The sequence below is a fragment of the Rasiella rasia genome (assembly GCF_011044175.1).
Classification (GTDB): Bacteria; Bacteroidota; Bacteroidia; order Flavobacteriales; family Flavobacteriaceae; genus Marinirhabdus; species Marinirhabdus rasia.
In genome coordinates this window covers 622,444-637,621 of the sequence record NZ_CP049057.1, presented here as the reverse complement: position 1 = coordinate 637,621, position 15,178 = coordinate 622,444, and the positions used below count along the sequence as shown (strand labels likewise).

Genomic DNA, 15,178 nt, shown 5'->3' with positions numbered 1-15,178 from the left:
AGCCGCATTTTATAGAATTTATTTATGTTTTTAAAGGTGTATTACCTCACCATACGCATCAGCAACTGCTTCCATTACAGCCTCACTCATAGTAGGGTGTGGGTGAATGGTTTTTAGAACTTCATGTCCAGTTGTTTCAAGTTTTCTACCTAAAACGGCTTCGGCAATCATATCTGTTACCCCAGCGCCAATCATATGGCAGCCAAGCCATTCTCCGTATTTAGCATCAAAAATTACTTTTACAAAGCCATCTTTGGTGCCTGCAGCACTTGCTTTTCCACTAGCTGAAAATGGAAATTTACCAACCTTCAATTCATAACCTGCTTCTTTCGCTTGTTTTTCGGTCATACCAACACTTGCAATTTCTGGAGTAGCATACGTACACCCAGGAATATTTCCGTAGTCAATAGCTTCTACGTGCATACCAGCAATTTTTTCAACACATGTAATCCCTTCTGCAGAAGCAACGTGTGCTAATGCTTGGCCAGGCACCACGTCTCCAATAGCATAATATCCTGGAATGTTTGTTTGGTACCAATCGTTCACCATAATCTTACCCTTATCTGTTACGATACCCACATCCTCTAGTCCGATATTCTCAATATTAGAAACAATTCCTACTGCTGAAAGTACAACGTCTGCTTCTATAACTTCTTCTCCTTTTTTGGTTTTTACAGTAGCTTTCACTGTTTTTCCTGAAGTGTCTACTTTTTCTACTGAAGCGTTTGTCATTACCTTAACTCCTGCTTTTTTAAACGAACGCTCAAACTGCTTTGAAACATCTTCATCTTCAACAGGAACTAGCGTAGGGAGGTACTCTACAATGGTTACATCGGTACCCATTGCGTTATAGAAATGTGCAAATTCTACACCAATAGCTCCACTACCTACAACAATCATAGATTTAGGCTGTTTCTCTAAGCTCATTGCTTCTCTATATCCTATTACCTTCTTCCCATCTTGTGGAAGATTTGGCAATTCTCTAGATCTTGCACCAGTGGCAATAATAATATGATCTGCACTATATTCTGTACCCTCAACATCTATTTTCTTGCCTGCTTTAAGCTTTCCGAAGCCATTTATAACGTCAATTTTGTTCTTCTTCATCAAAAATTGTACGCCTTTACTCATACCATCGGCAACGCCACGACTGCGTTCTACTACTTTTCCAAAGTTTTTATCGGCTCCAGAAACGGTAAGGCCATAGTCTTCTGCGTGCTGCAAATAGTTAAATACCTGAGCACTTTTTAGCAATGCCTTGGTTGGAATACATCCCCAGTTTAGACAAACGCCTCCTAGGCTTTCTTTTTCAATAATAGCTGTTTTAAAGCCCAATTGCGAAGCGCGAATAGCAGCAACATAGCCACCAGGACCACTTCCAAGAACAATGATATCGTATTTACTCATTTCGTAGTTTTAATCGTTAATTTGAGATTACGAATTTACGAAATGAAACACTAAAAAGGCAAGGAACAAATAACAAATCCCAAATTCCAATAGATTGGCATTTGGGATTTAGTTTTAACAACAGAAAAAATTTCTAATCTTTCTGTAAATCAATGGATAAAGAGTTTACGCAATAGCGCTGTCCAGTTTCTGTTGGGCCGTCGTTAAAAACATGTCCTAGATGACTGCCACAACTTGCACAAAGAATTTCTGTTCGTATCATTCCATGGGTGGTGTCTTTTATATATGCCACCGCACCCTCAATACTTTCGTCAAACGAAGGCCATCCGCAACCGCTGTCGAATTTACTATTGCTTTCAAAAAGTTGCGTATTGCACGCGCCACAGGTGTACGTTCCTTTCTCTTGTGTAAGGTTGTAAGCACCTGTAAAAGGACGTTCTGTTCCTTTTTCTCGTAAGATTCGGTAGCGTTCTGGACCTAATTCTTCAAGCCACTCTTCTTCAGTTTTTTGTATGGGATATGTACTCATTGCTTTGGAATTTCCTCTCCTTCTGGTATAAAATTAAGAGCAGCGCCATTAATACAATGGCGTTCTCCGGTAGTCTCTCTCGGACCGTCCTTAAACACATGACCTAAATGCCCACCGCAGGTAGCGCAGTGTTCTTCGGTACGCGCATAGCCCAAGTTATAGTCTGTGTCAAATGCTACATTGCCTTCTATTTCTCGGTCAAAGCTTGGCCATCCTGTACCGCTATCAAATTTATGTTCGCTCTTAAAAAGAGGTGTGGCACAGGCAGCGCATACATACGTGCCTGGTTTATAATTTTTGTCTAATGGAGATGTGCCAGCTCTTTCAGTTCCAGCCTCTCGTAACACATAATACTCCATTTCTGTGAGTTGCGCTTTCCATTCGGCTTCTGTTTTTGTAATGCTGAAAGTTTCTTTTGCATCAGTTTTATCCTGTGCTTCAGACTTACAGCTAAAAAGCACAAGCGTGATAAGTACTAAAATACTATTTTTTATCATTGTCTAATTTCCTATGGTTTCAATATCTGCAGCATCTATGGTAAGTGTTTCAAGCAAATCTGTCATAGACATTCCGTCTGTTGCAAATTCTGAAGGCACTACTGCTATTCTAAACACTTGGTCGTTTGTAAAGTCTGTAGATAACACAGAAAGGTCGAAATTTCCATCAATTAATAATTCTACGTCAAAAAAGGTGTGATTATACACGTATTGAATGATATCTCCACCTCCTAAAAAGAAGTTTTGCGGTAATGGGCTCCAAGCGTCTGCAGAACCACCGCTTGCATTCACCACTTTTTCCAAACGATAAACTAATATGACATCACTTTCGTAAACCTCAACAGATGTGGGTATATTAATTAATGCTTCTTGTAACGCTGTATCTGGATTATACTGAAAATCTACAGTAACCTCAAATACTTGACCTAAAATGTTAATCCCAGGGTCACCTTGTGGTCCTGGAGGTCCTGGATCACCTTCGCAGGCAGTAAAGAACATTGAACTTGTAATTGCTAGACATAATAATAAATACTTCATAATGGTACGTTTTATGCATAGCTTAGCAAAAGTCATTCCATATTCGTAATATATTGAAGGCATTTATAACTTTTATTTATGAAGATACTTTTTACATTTGCGTATCTTTAAACTTGAAATAAAACACTACATCATGAAAATTAAAACATCCCTAGGCATAGCTATTGTTGCTGTTTTGGCAATAGCATGTGCTACAAATCCCTTTACAGGGAAAAAAACAATGGCATTGGTACCTAACTCACAAATCTTTCCAATGGCATTTCAACAATACGACCAGTTTTTAGATGAAAATAAGGTAGTTACAAATACATCCGATGCTAGAATGATTACTAATGTTGGGCAAAAAATAGCTACTGCCTCAGAGCGATACCTAAATGCAAATGGGTACGCAGGTTATTTAAATGACTACCAGTGGGAATACAATTTGGTGGAAGACCCTGCTGTGAACGCTTGGTGTATGCCAGGGGGTAAGATAGTTTTCTACACCGGAATTTTACCAATTACACAAGGTGAAACGGGAGTAGCGGCAGTAATGGGGCATGAGGTAGCTCACGCATTAGCAAATCACGGACAACAGCGTATGAGTGCCGCACAATATCAGGCTGTAGGCGCGGTAGCTGGTAACCTTGCCCTAGGAAACGATCCTCAAAAACAACAGATTTTTAATCAGGCATACGGCTTAGGTTCTACAGTAGGAGTGATGCTGCCTTTTAGCAGAAATCATGAAAGTGAGGCAGACAGAATTGGACTTACCCTAATGGCAATTGCGGGATATGAGCCAATGGCCGCTGCTCAACTTTGGGAGCGTATGAAAGCAAACGCTGGTAGCAACGCACCACCAGAGTTTTTAAGTACACACCCTTCTAGCACTACACGTATTAATAATATCACTGCTTGGGCGGCTGAAGCAAAAGCAGAAGCAAGAAAATTTGGAGTTACAAGCTTTAAAAAATAAACAGAACTATAACTAATTTTTAGTAATTTGGAAGCTGCCAACATTTGTTGGCAGTTTTTTTATGTAAATCGACCAAATGAGCACAACAAATCTACCTAAAGGAAGTAAAAAACTATTAAATGCATGGGCCTTCTACGACTGGGCCAATTCTGTGTATAGTTTGGTAATCGCCTCTGCGGTCTTTCCAATATTTTATGGAGCTTTAACCTTAGTTAAAGATGAGAATGGTAAAATTTTAGACGACACCATTACCTTCTTAGGTTTCGATTTTAACAACGACTCTCTTATAAGTTACGTAACTGCCGCTGCCTTTTTGTTAGTTTCCATTTTAAGCCCACTGCTTAGTGGTATTGCAGATTATGTTGGGAATAAGAAGATGTTTATGAAATTCTTTTGTTACCTAGGCGCCGTTAGTTGTATCGGACTCTTTTGGTTTTCTTTAGAGCATCTTTGGTTTGGGTTGTTGTGTTATTTTTTGGCGCTTATTGGCTTTTGGGCTAGCTTGGTTTTTTACAATTCATATTTGCCAGACATTGCATATCCAGAACAACAAGATAAGATTAGCGCAAAAGGCTATTCTTTGGGCTATATTGGTAGTGTCTTGCTGTTAAGCGTCTGTCTTGTAATGATAATGTTTAGCGAATCTTTCGGATTTGAAGACGAAGGCTTACCAACAAGACTGTCGTTTGTACTTACAGGGCTTTGCTGGATTGGTTTTAGTCAATATAGTTATTACCACCTTCCGAAGGGAAACAAAAAAGAAAAGTTCACAAAACACGTTGTTTTTAATGGTTTTAAAGAGCTAAAGTTAATATGGCATAAAACGAAGGAGAATATCCCATTAAAACGCTATCTCGGTGCATTTTTCGTGTACAGTATGGCGGTACAGACAATAATGCTTGTGGCGACCTACTTTGGTGTTGAAGAATTAGATTGGGGAGAAACCGATACCACACTAGGTCTTATTATTAGTATTTTGCTTATTCAATTAGTAGCGGTGCTAGGGGCATACCTAACGGCAAAAGCATCTGCTAAATACGGAAATATTTCAACCCTTATTGTGCTTAATATTATTTGGATAGCCATTTGTGTGTATGCCTATACCATAACAACACCAAATCAGTTTTACGCTACAGCAGCTACGGTTGGGTTAGTGATGGGAGGGATACAATCGTTATCGCGGTCTACGTATTCTAAGTTAATTCCTGAAGGAGCACTAGACACAGCGTCTTATTTTAGTTTTTATGATGTTTCAGAAAAAATAGGAATTGTAATAGGAATGCTTAGCTATGGCTACGTAGCTCAAGTTACAGGAAGTATACGCTATGCAATTCTTTTCTTTATCATCTTTTTTATTGTAGGCGTTATTTTGTTGTTCCGAGTACCGAGAAATTAAGATAGATATACAATTTTTACTTATGTTTGCGTTTATTACCAATAGCAAAAACTTACTTATGAAGAAATTTCGACCTTTACAATATTTACTTCTTGCCTTTCTAGCTTTTCAAATCACTAGTTGCGATAACGAAACATTTGATGGCGAAATACCAATGGATGACGATGCCGCGGGTATGGCTGAAGAAGGAGAGTTTATAGCAACCATAGGGGAAGAGGCCTTTGTAGCCGAAAGTACCCAAGTGGTGTTTTTTACAGAATCTAATATACTTTCAATCACGGGTCAAAAAGCGAGTACAGGCGAGGTAATCACGCTGGCAATTGAAAATCCTTCTGTTGCCGAATTCAACTTAGCTCAAGGAACTGGAACGCAAAACGGTGCTGCTTATATAGATGGTGAAGATTTCCCAAACCCGTATGTGTCTGTTGCTGCTTTTGGTGGAACAGGAACTTTAAACCTTTCTGTGTACGATACAGATGCGTTAACCATTAGTGGAACTTTTGCTTTTACAGGAGCGCGCCTGCAATTAGATGCAGAAGGTAATCCAATTGTTGATGGCGATGGAAATCCTGTGATCCAAACCATTAATATTAATTCCGGAGCATTTAACACCATTCCTTTTACAATAGACGACACCATGGGCGGCGGACAAGGAGGAAACGTAGATCCCGATGAGCTTTTTGCTAACGTAGACAACGAAGCGTTTACACCTGTAGATGTAGTTGTTTCTCAGTACATGGTTGGTATGCAACCTATGATTCAAATTCAAGCGATGGATGCACAAGGAGCAACCATTAGATTAGATGTTCCTGAAACGTTAGAAACAGGAACATTCGATATGTTTAATGGCATTTCTGATGGTAGTATGCTAATAGGGTACTACAATGGCAATAATGGAGGAGAAGTGTTATCTTCTAATCCAGGAACTATTTCTATCACAGAGTTTAGCTCACAAACAGGAAAACTAGTAGCTAGTTTTGAATTTACTGCTCGTGACCCTTTAAACGTAGACCCAACGGTTGTTAACATAACAGAAGGTACATTAGATATAACTTTTGTGCCAACTCCAGGTAACATTACTTTCTTTTTTGAAGCCGATATAGACGGCGGAACGTTTACTCCAGAAACAGCTGTTGCTACACAAGGCGACTTTAATGGAGTGCAGGTGGTTACAATTCTTGCAACCTTAGGAAATCGTACTATAGAATTAAACTTCCCAGCCTCTGTAGGACCAGGAACATACGGTATGAGTCCGTTACTTAGCACGGGTAGTGAAGTAGTAGGAACTTATACACCAGATGTAGGGACCTCGGCATCATTTAGCTCAGATCCTGGAATCTTAGAAATACTTAGTTTTGATGAAGTAACAGGAATTATTGAAGGAACTTTCAGCTTTACAGGAAAAGACCAAACGTTAACAGATCCTACAGTCTATGAAATTACTAACGGTAGCTTCTTAGTTGAACTTCAGTAGGCGATTGCACAAAATAAAAAAAGGCGCTCATCGAGCGCCTTTTTTATGTTTTAGAATATTCTAATTAGATCTAATTGTGCCTGAACCCATAACCTTGGTGTCTTTCTTTCCTGGATTTCCTTTGTATCGAACATCTCCAGAGCCACTAACACGTGCTGTGAGCTCATTTTGAGCACTTACATCAGCATCTCCAGAGCCAGAAACATAAACCTCTGTGTTTACAGCATTCAGATTGTATCCTTCAAAATCTCCGCTTCCCGTCACCTTAACAGATAGGTTGTTGGTTGATCCAGATAATCGCATGTCACCACTTCCTGTAATTTTTGCATCAACATTAGTACCGTCTATGGCGAGAATCATATCACCGCTTCCGGTAACATTAATATCTAAGTTACTTCCTTTTATAGGCGCACTACTTGTTACATCACCAGAACCCGTAAGTGAAACATTAGTGAGACTCTCAAAAGGGACCGTTACTACAATGTCGTTTTTTGATGAATAGCTAATACCTTTTTGCATTTTTACTTTTAAAACACCGCCGTTGCTTTCAACTTCTACATATTCATGTAAGTTATCGTCTGCCGAAATGGTAATAGATCCTTCGTTGCCCGATACAAGGTTTACGGTTAAAGAGCCTACTACCTTCACCTCATCATAATCGGCTGTTGTTTGCGTAGTTTTAGTAAGGTTTCCGCTTCCTTTTATTTTGTTTTTCTTCCATTGGGCCTGCATTTCAGTAGCTCCAATTAAACAGAATGTAATTGCTAGGGAATAATTGATGATTTTTTTCATGATGTTCGCTTTTTAATTGTTTTTATAGTTTAGTGAGGGTGATTCCTCCAAAATTTGAGATAATAGTTACTGTGTTTCCACTGCCTTGTGTACCGAAATATCCTTCGTATACTTTGTCTGAATGATCTTCATGCTTTTTTGTGAATGTGAGTAACTCTTTGCCTTTTAGCCCAGCATAGTTAAGGTTTGCCACAAAATCGAAGTTATAATCTGATGCTAACCCCAGTTTTACCGAACCGTATTCAGACTTAATAAGCACATTCTTGCAGGTTTTTTCTAAACGGTCTACCCGAACACCACCAAAATCTGTTTTTATATCGAGTGAGCCCGAAACCGTACCTATATTATGACCAATATGTTCGCCACGTCCAAGAATGTTGTTTACTTTATTTATGGAAATTTTTCCGAAGTCGTTGTTGTAATTTAAATCTTTCACCTCCCCAATTTCCGTTTTGGTATGGTCACAGTTCAATTGCAACGATTCGGCCTTATTGAGTGTATAACTAGAGTGGTCTGCATAGATTTTACCACTTTTCATAAACTCGATAGTTGAATTACCACTATGGTCAAAATTTAGTAAATTATCTTCTCCCCAAAGCGCTCCTAGGATAAGCTTTCCGTGGTCATTGGTAATTTTAGCGTGGCCCTCAAGCTTATCTATTCGAACCGTGCCAAAATCGTTACTTAGGTCAACACTATTAGTTATAGGCATTTTTATAGTGTAGCTTACATCTACAGAGACATTATTGTTTCCTTTGCCCCACCAGTTGGTTGTCTTTTTTTCAAACATTGTTTTGGCAAACACTTTGGAACCACTAGCGGTAAAGTTTACAGAAATATCTTCTAATCTCTCTATAACCTTGTCTTCTTTATTTCCGTTTGTTTTAATTACTATATCCAAAACCGTTTTATTTTGGTTCCAGGTTTCTATGGTGATATTTCCAAAAGAATTCACTATCTCGAGTACAGCATTAGCATTGACATCATATTCTTTATGAATCTTTTTTTCTTTGGTGTATTTTCCTTTAAACTTATCATTGTTAGCAAATGCCACCGCGGGCAATAATGCTACTATAAAAAGTATATTATATAGTTGTTTCATCGATTTCGTTTTTAAGTGTTTTAATTTCTTCAACAGTTCCTGCAACTTGTTCTAACAGTACAATTCTATTCTGAAAATTGTTTATCATCGCACGAATAACACGCTTGTTATTACCGCTACTTACTAAGTCCTTCTTTAATTGCTGGTACTCATTTTCTAAGTGGGTAACTTCTGCGAGCACATTGTCTATTAATTCCTTTGTTTCAGGCGATTCATATTGTTGCAAGTTTTGAATCTCTTCGTTAATGGTTGTTGTAAAAAGTGATTGAGTTTCTTCCATTTCTGGAGAAACACTTGCTAATTCTGCTTCTAGTGGTGCTTCTTGCGTCCAAAAAGTGCTTCCTAAAAACAATATAAGCGTGATGGCTGCTGCTACAGAGACTACTTTCCAAACCATATGCCTTGGCGATTTTTGTTGTTCAGTTTTATTTAACTTCTCCAAAAACCGTTTTTGATGACCCACAGGAACTTCCTGAGTGTCAAAAGAGCCTTCGAGTCTTTCAAATAAGTCTTGTATGGGTTCTTTTTTCTTCATGATTCTACTTTCAATTTTTTTCGTAAACTTTCTTTTGCTCTAGAGATCAGGGTTCTACAGTTTGAGTAACTAATCTCTAGTATGTCACATATTTCTTCATAGTCATACCCTTCAATAAAGTGGAGGTTCAAAATACGCTCGTAACTACTGTTTAGTTCGCGCATGCCCGAGCGTATGTGTTGCACTTTCAGTGAACTGTAGTCCTCACTTGCCAGTCCGTCATGATATTCCATTTCTTCTCCATTTTCTAGATTTTCAGAAATAGGCACATAGCGCTTGCTCTTTTTGTATTGCACTAGACTATTATTTACTACAATACGTTTTAACCAAGCTCCAAAAGCAGCATCTCCTTTAAAACTATCTAGCTTGGTAAAAGCTGAAATAAAGGCCTCTTGCATACAATCTTCTGCCAAAGCCGTGTCTTTTACAATTCTATAAGCAACATTATACATTGCCTTATTATAGCGGTTGTACACTTCTAGTTGTGCTAACTGATTGCCTTTTTTACAAAGAACGAGTACGGTTGATATGTCCTGGTGGGTTAGTGCCAAAAATCTTTTTGATTTACTGTAAAGATAGTATTGGTTTCTATTTGTTACAGTTCCTGCTATTTTTTTCTTTACATGGCACAACTATTGAACCATATAAGATGTAATACTTCGGAAATTACCTGATTTTAAAAGAGTTACCGAAGATGAAACGTTAATTTTTAATCATAAACAGACTGAAACGAAGCTACTTCGTGACAGAATGTCCTACAAACATATATGGCGAAATCCAAATTAATTACCTTAGACAACTTGTCATTTCAAGAATTGCAAGACGAGGCAGATTTAATCCCCTTAATGACGACCGAAGATGAAGATGCAATGAATCGGGAAGAACTGCCAACAACCTTACCTATTTTACCATTGCGAAATACGGTGCTATTTCCTGGTGTAGTAATACCAATTACAGCGGGGCGCGACAAGTCTATTAAACTTATTAACGAAACCAATAAAAGAGGTAAAGTCATTGGTGTAGTATCTCAAAAAGATGAGGATAATGAAAATCCAGACTTGGCAGATATTAATACCATTGGTACCGTTGCACAAATTCTACGCGTACTTAAAATGCCTGACGGTAACACTACTGTTATCATTCAGGGTAAGAAGCGCTTTGAGGTTGCAGAAGTCATGACTACTGATCCTTACATGACCGCCACCATACGCGAAGTTGCCGAAGCAAGACCTGCTAAAGAAAACGCCGAGTTTAAAGAGATTATAAGCTCTATAAAGAAACTAGCGCTTACAATAATTAAAGACAGTCCTAACATTCCTTCAGAAGCTGCTTTCGCTATTAAAAACATTGAAAGTTCTTCGTTTTTAATCAATTTTGTGTCTTCAAACCTTAATATTTCCGTAGAAGAAAAACAGAAATTACTAGAGATAAACGACTTAAAAGAACGTGCCTTAGAAACGTTGCGATACATGAATGTAGAGTTGCAAAAACTCTCTTTGCGCAACGATATTCAATCTAAGGTTGAAAGTGATATTAGCCAGCAACAACGAGAATATTTCCTTCATCAGCAAATGAAAACCATTCAAGAAGAATTGGGAGGCACTTCAAACGAAGCTGAAATTGAAGAAATGCGTGCTCGTGCAAAAAAGAAAAAGTGGAAAGAAGATGTACAGAAGCATTTCGATAAAGAAATTGCCAAACTACAACGTATGAATCCGCAAGTGGCAGAGTTTAGTATTCAGAAAAACTATCTCGACTTGCTGCTTGAGCTTCCTTGGGATCAATTCAGTAAAGATAAATTCGATTTAAAACGTGCGCGAAAAATTTTAGATCGCGACCACTACGGTCTAGACGATGTAAAGAAACGTATTATCGAGTACTTGGCAGTTTTAAAGCTGCGAAACGATATGAAATCGCCTATTCTGTGCTTGTACGGTCCTCCAGGTGTTGGTAAAACCAGCCTTGGAAAGTCTATTGCAGAAGCCTTGGGCAGAGAATATGTACGTATTTCTTTAGGCGGTTTGCGAGATGAAGCCGAGATTAGAGGGCATCGTAAAACGTATATCGGCGCCATGCCAGGACGAATTATTAAAAGCCTTAAAAAAGCAGGAACTAGTAATCCGGTGTTTGTTTTAGATGAAATAGATAAACTTTCAGTAGGGAGTCAAGGAGATCCGTCTTCTGCCATGCTAGAAGTATTAGACCCGGAGCAAAACAGTGAATTCTACGATAACTTCTTAGAATTAGGCTACGACCTGTCTAAAGTAATGTTTATTGCTACGTCTAATAGTTTAAGTACCATTCAGCCAGCGTTACGCGACCGTATGGAGATTATTAATGTTACCGGATACACAATTGAAGAGAAAGTAGAAATAGCCAAAAAGCACCTCCTTCCGAAGCAATTAAAAGAACACGGACTTACAAAAGAGCATCTTCAGATTGGCAAAGCACAACTTGAAAAGATTGTAGAAGGGTACACGAGAGAAAGCGGTGTACGCGGACTAGAAAAGCAAATTGCTAAAATGGTGCGTCATGCGGCTATGAATATAGCCATGGAAGAGAAGTACGAAGTAAAAGTAACCAACCAAATCGTGGTAGATGTACTGGGGGCCCCTAGACTAGAGCGCGATAAGTACGAAAATAATGACGTAGCTGGAGTGGTTACCGGTCTTGCATGGACACGCGTAGGGGGTGATATATTGTTTATTGAATCTACACTCTCTAAAGGTAAAGGGCAACTTACCATGACAGGTAATTTAGGGAAGGTGATGAAAGAGAGTGCAACCATAGCCCTAGAATACATTAAATCTAATACCGAAAAGCTTGGGTTGTCTACAGAAATTTTCGAAAAGTATAACATTCATATTCACGTTCCAGAAGGTGCTACGCCAAAAGACGGTCCGAGCGCAGGAATTACCATGCTTACCTCTTTGGTTTCTTTATTTACACAACGTAAAGTAAAAAAGAGCATAGCTATGACAGGAGAAATTACACTACGAGGAAAAGTGCTACCTGTGGGTGGAATTAAAGAAAAAATTCTTGCTGCTAAACGTGCACGAATTAAGGAAATTTTACTGTGCGAAGACAACAGAAGAGATATTGAAGAAATAAAACCTGAATATTTAAAAGGGTTAACCTTTCATTACGTAAAAGAGATGAGCGATGTGTTAGAACTTGCTTTGACAAAGCAAAAAGTGAAGAACGCCAAAAATTTATAACTGGAAAAGCTGTCTATAAAGGGAAATCACCGAGAAGTTCCTTTATAGACAGCTTTCTTCATTTTTTTATTCCTTTACTACTTTAAACGTCTGGGTGCGATTTTCTGCGGAAATCGTTACAAAATAAATGCCCTTGGCGAGCCTAGAAGTGTTAACTATATGGTTATTGGGGCTTAAGACCACTTCTGATACTATAGTACCAGCCATAGAAAAAACCCGAACAGTATCAATTGGTTGACTTTGCGTATCTATAAAAAGTATATCATTTACAGGATTAGGGTATACGGCAATCTTGTTGCGTTCTTCTTCTCCCAAAGCTAATATGGGAGTATTTCTATAAGTGTACTGTAAAAACGGCTGTGTGCCAAATTGCATGGTTTGAAAACCATCACTATCGTCGCTAACTGTTGGAGTAACGATCGTAAAAAAGGTTGGATCCGGATTTACAACGGCAAAAGGGCCAAAGATTAAGCGTTCGTCTTGGTCTTCATAAAAACCACATGTATTTGTAGTTTGGCTGGTCGTAACAGTTCTTAGCCACCCTTCAATAGGGTCTTCTTCTAGCGTACCGTTAATGGTGTTACATATTCCAACACCATTAAATTCAAAGGTATCTTCAATAATTATATAGGGCATAATTTGGTCTATGGTTGGTTTACCAGCATAGGGTTGGTACCCATCTACAACAAAAGTTATTTCAAAATCACTATCATATACTTCATATAAATACCACGTCTGATTAAAAAAATCTGGATCTATATTTTGGGCGTTGGTCATTCCGACAAATGCTAATAGAAAGACTATATTTTTCATAACATATTTTTTAGTACTTCTAAAAGTAATGATATCTAAGCAATTAGGAGTTTATGCTTATAAACCTTTACACTGTTTTTATAAAAATAGACCAGGTTTAATGATTAAGTTAACGTTAGAACTATTTAAAACTCCAATCATTTCGCGCTCCGCTAAAAATAAATTAATATTGCAGTCGTTAAATTGTGTAGGAATTACAATCTCAACGCCCATGCTAAAAAAGGTTTTACTTGTTCTTGCTATTTGTACAGCGTTTCCAACGGTGGCACAAGTAGGAGGCCGTGCAACCTATCAATTCTTAAATTTAGTTACTTCTACAAGACAAGCAGCACTTGGCGGGAAGAACATTACCAATTACGATTACGACCCTACGCAGGCTATGTACAATCCTGCTACCATCAATCCCGCAATGGACAATCAGTTGGCACTTAATTATGCAAACTATATAGGAGATGTAAATTACGGTACGGCTTCATACGCCTATTTATGGGATCGCAGGACGCAAGTGCTACATACTGGAATTACCTACATCAACTACGGAAGTTTTGATGGGTACGATGAAAATGGAGAAGCAACCAATAGTTTTAGTGGGGGAGAAGTAGCAGTTTCTTTTGGGCATGCTAGAAATATAGCCTTTACTAACTTTCATGTGGGCGGAAATGTTAAGTTTATTTCATCTAAGTTAGAACAATACACCTCGTTTGGTGTGGCCGCAGATATAGCCTTGATGTATGTTTATGAAGATTGGGACTTGCACATTACGGCAGTGGCACGTAATTTAGGATCTCAAATAACTCCTTACGAAGACACTTACGAGAAATTACCCTTTGAGGTGCTCTTCGGAATTTCACAAACTCTACAGAACATTCCTATTCGTTGGCACTTTACGTTAGAAAATTTACAAACCTGGAATATTGCCTTTGCCAATCCCAATAGAGACGAAATAGACCTTGAAGGCAACACAACGTCTGAAGATATTAATTTTATAGACAATGCTTTTAGGCATATGATTGTTGGCATTGAGCTGTTCCCTGAAAGTGGTTTTAACCTTAGATTGGGCTATAACCTAAGACGAGCCGAAGAATTACGAATTCTCGATCAACGTTCGTTTGCAGGATTAACGGGCGGATTTTCTATAAAATTAAATAAATTGCGACTGAGTTACGCCTATTCTCGTTTTAACGGGGCGGCAACAACAAGTACCTTTGGGCTCAATTTAAATCTGCAATAATGCCAAAAATTACTATAGCCGTAGATGGCTATTCTTCTACCGGAAAGAGTACTGTAGCCAAGCAATTGGCAGATTGGCTAGACTATGTGTATGTAGATACGGGCGCTATGTACAGAGCTGTTACTTTATACGCAATGCGTAACAACATGATTGCCAACGAGCAGGTAGCCACACAGAAACTTATTGCTGCTTTGCCAAATATTCAGCTTCAGTTTAAGAAAAACAAAGCTGGAAAAGCTGAGATTCATCTTAATGGAGAAAATGTAGAAAAACATATAAGACATTTAGAAGTTTCAGAATATGTAAGTCCGGTGGCGACGATTTCCGAAGTGCGTAAAAAATTGGTAGAACAACAGCAACAAATGGGTAAGGGCATGGGAGTTGTAATGGACGGCCGAGATATAGGTACTGTGGTATTTCCTGAAGCCGAATTAAAAATATTTATGACAGCTTCTGCCGAAACAAGAGCACTACGCAGGTATAATGAATTAATTGAAAGAGGAGATACTGTTACGTACACCGACGTATTAGAAAATGTGCAAGAACGCGATCATATAGACACTACGCGAGAAGATTCGCCATTACGCAAGGCAAAAGATGCAATAGAAATCGACAATTCTGAAATGAATCTTGAAGACCAATTTCATACCATTCTACAATTGGCTAAAGATCGCATTGCTGGCAGGGTTTAA

The 15,178-nt window shown here is 38.5% G+C and carries 15 protein-coding genes; 6 read left to right on the top strand and 9 right to left on the bottom strand.

From position 1 onward, the window contains the following. Nucleotides 1–30: 30 nt before the first annotated feature. The 4 genes from lpdA to G5B37_RS02875 all read right to left on the bottom strand — a co-directional run bounded on the left by lpdA (nucleotide 31) and on the right by G5B37_RS02875 (nucleotide 2,970). On the bottom strand, nucleotides 31–1,407 hold the full coding sequence (gene lpdA, locus G5B37_RS02890; RefSeq protein ID WP_164678547.1) for a dihydrolipoyl dehydrogenase: 1,377 nt from the start codon (nucleotides 1,405–1,407) through the stop codon (nucleotides 31–33). A 133-nt stretch (nucleotides 1,408–1,540) separates the two neighbouring features. Further along, nucleotides 1,541–1,936, bottom strand: a complete 396-nt coding sequence (msrB, locus tag G5B37_RS02885; RefSeq protein WP_164678546.1) for a peptide-methionine (R)-S-oxide reductase MsrB — start codon at nucleotides 1,934–1,936, stop codon at nucleotides 1,541–1,543. Next, nucleotides 1,933–2,433: a peptide-methionine (R)-S-oxide reductase MsrB gene (gene msrB / locus G5B37_RS02880; protein WP_164678545.1), complete on the bottom strand. Its 501-nt coding sequence runs from the start codon at nucleotides 2,431–2,433 to the stop codon at nucleotides 1,933–1,935. The genes msrB (G5B37_RS02885) and msrB (G5B37_RS02880) overlap by 4 nt, the downstream gene beginning before the upstream one ends. A gap of 3 nt (nucleotides 2,434–2,436) precedes the next feature. After that, a complete protein-coding gene (locus tag G5B37_RS02875) occupies nucleotides 2,437–2,970 on the bottom strand; it encodes a collagen-like protein (protein WP_164678544.1) in 534 nt (177 codons plus the stop codon). Nucleotides 2,971–3,103: 133 nt separating this feature from the next. Between G5B37_RS02875 and G5B37_RS02870 the strand changes: the two genes are divergently transcribed. The 3 genes from G5B37_RS02870 to G5B37_RS02860 all read left to right on the top strand — a co-directional run bounded on the left by G5B37_RS02870 (nucleotide 3,104) and on the right by G5B37_RS02860 (nucleotide 6,795). Beyond that, a complete protein-coding gene (locus tag G5B37_RS02870) occupies nucleotides 3,104–3,925 on the top strand; it encodes a M48 family metallopeptidase (RefSeq protein WP_164678543.1) in 822 nt (273 codons plus the stop codon). A 76-nt stretch (nucleotides 3,926–4,001) separates the two neighbouring features. Beyond that, on the top strand, nucleotides 4,002–5,321 hold the full coding sequence (locus tag G5B37_RS02865; protein ID WP_164678542.1) for an MFS transporter: 1,320 nt from the start codon (nucleotides 4,002–4,004) through the stop codon (nucleotides 5,319–5,321). Nucleotides 5,322–5,379: 58 nt separating this feature from the next. Further along, nucleotides 5,380–6,795, top strand: coding sequence for a DUF6252 family protein (locus G5B37_RS02860; RefSeq protein WP_164678541.1), 1,416 nt, complete (start codon nucleotides 5,380–5,382; stop codon nucleotides 6,793–6,795). A 60-nt stretch (nucleotides 6,796–6,855) separates the two neighbouring features. Here G5B37_RS02860 and G5B37_RS02855 read toward each other — a convergent pair whose 3' ends face one another. The 4 genes from G5B37_RS02855 to G5B37_RS02840 are packed head-to-tail and all read right to left on the bottom strand — an operon-like array spanning nucleotide 6,856 to nucleotide 9,775. After that, entirely contained in the window at nucleotides 6,856–7,587 is a 732-nt protein-coding gene (locus G5B37_RS02855) for a head GIN domain-containing protein (RefSeq protein ID WP_164678540.1), read from the bottom strand. A 22-nt stretch (nucleotides 7,588–7,609) separates the two neighbouring features. Beyond that, the gene (locus tag G5B37_RS02850) at nucleotides 7,610–8,689 is read right to left on the bottom strand and encodes a DUF4097 family beta strand repeat-containing protein (protein ID WP_164678539.1); all 1,080 of its coding nucleotides are present in this window, start codon (nucleotides 8,687–8,689) and stop codon (nucleotides 7,610–7,612) included. After that, nucleotides 8,673–9,224, bottom strand: a complete 552-nt coding sequence (locus G5B37_RS02845; RefSeq protein WP_164678538.1) for a hypothetical protein — start codon at nucleotides 9,222–9,224, stop codon at nucleotides 8,673–8,675. Before G5B37_RS02845 ends, G5B37_RS02850 begins: the two co-directional genes overlap by 17 nt. Then, entirely contained in the window at nucleotides 9,221–9,775 is a 555-nt protein-coding gene (locus G5B37_RS02840; protein ID WP_164678537.1) for an RNA polymerase sigma factor, read from the bottom strand. Before G5B37_RS02840 ends, G5B37_RS02845 begins: the two co-directional genes overlap by 4 nt. A 216-nt stretch (nucleotides 9,776–9,991) precedes the next feature. Between G5B37_RS02840 and lon the strand changes: the two genes are divergently transcribed. Continuing rightward, nucleotides 9,992–12,442: an endopeptidase La gene (lon, locus tag G5B37_RS02835; RefSeq protein ID WP_164678536.1), complete on the top strand. Its 2,451-nt coding sequence runs from the start codon at nucleotides 9,992–9,994 to the stop codon at nucleotides 12,440–12,442. Between the two features lie 66 nt (nucleotides 12,443–12,508). On the opposite strand, the gene G5B37_RS02830 is transcribed toward lon, so the two are convergent. Then, entirely contained in the window at nucleotides 12,509–13,255 is a 747-nt protein-coding gene (locus G5B37_RS02830; protein ID WP_164678535.1) for a T9SS type A sorting domain-containing protein, read from the bottom strand. A 211-nt stretch (nucleotides 13,256–13,466) separates the two neighbouring features. On the opposite strand from G5B37_RS02830, the gene porQ reads away from it, so the two are divergent. Together porQ and cmk are read left to right on the top strand one after the other, a co-directional pair. Next, nucleotides 13,467–14,486 carry a type IX secretion system protein PorQ gene (gene porQ / locus G5B37_RS02825; RefSeq protein ID WP_164678534.1) on the top strand — a complete coding sequence of 340 codons (1,020 nt, stop codon included), beginning with the start codon at nucleotides 13,467–13,469 and terminating at the stop codon, nucleotides 14,484–14,486. Next, nucleotides 14,486–15,178 carry a (d)CMP kinase gene (cmk, locus tag G5B37_RS02820; RefSeq protein WP_164678533.1) on the top strand — a complete coding sequence of 231 codons (693 nt, stop codon included), beginning with the start codon at nucleotides 14,486–14,488 and terminating at the stop codon, nucleotides 15,176–15,178. The genes porQ and cmk overlap by 1 nt, the downstream gene beginning before the upstream one ends.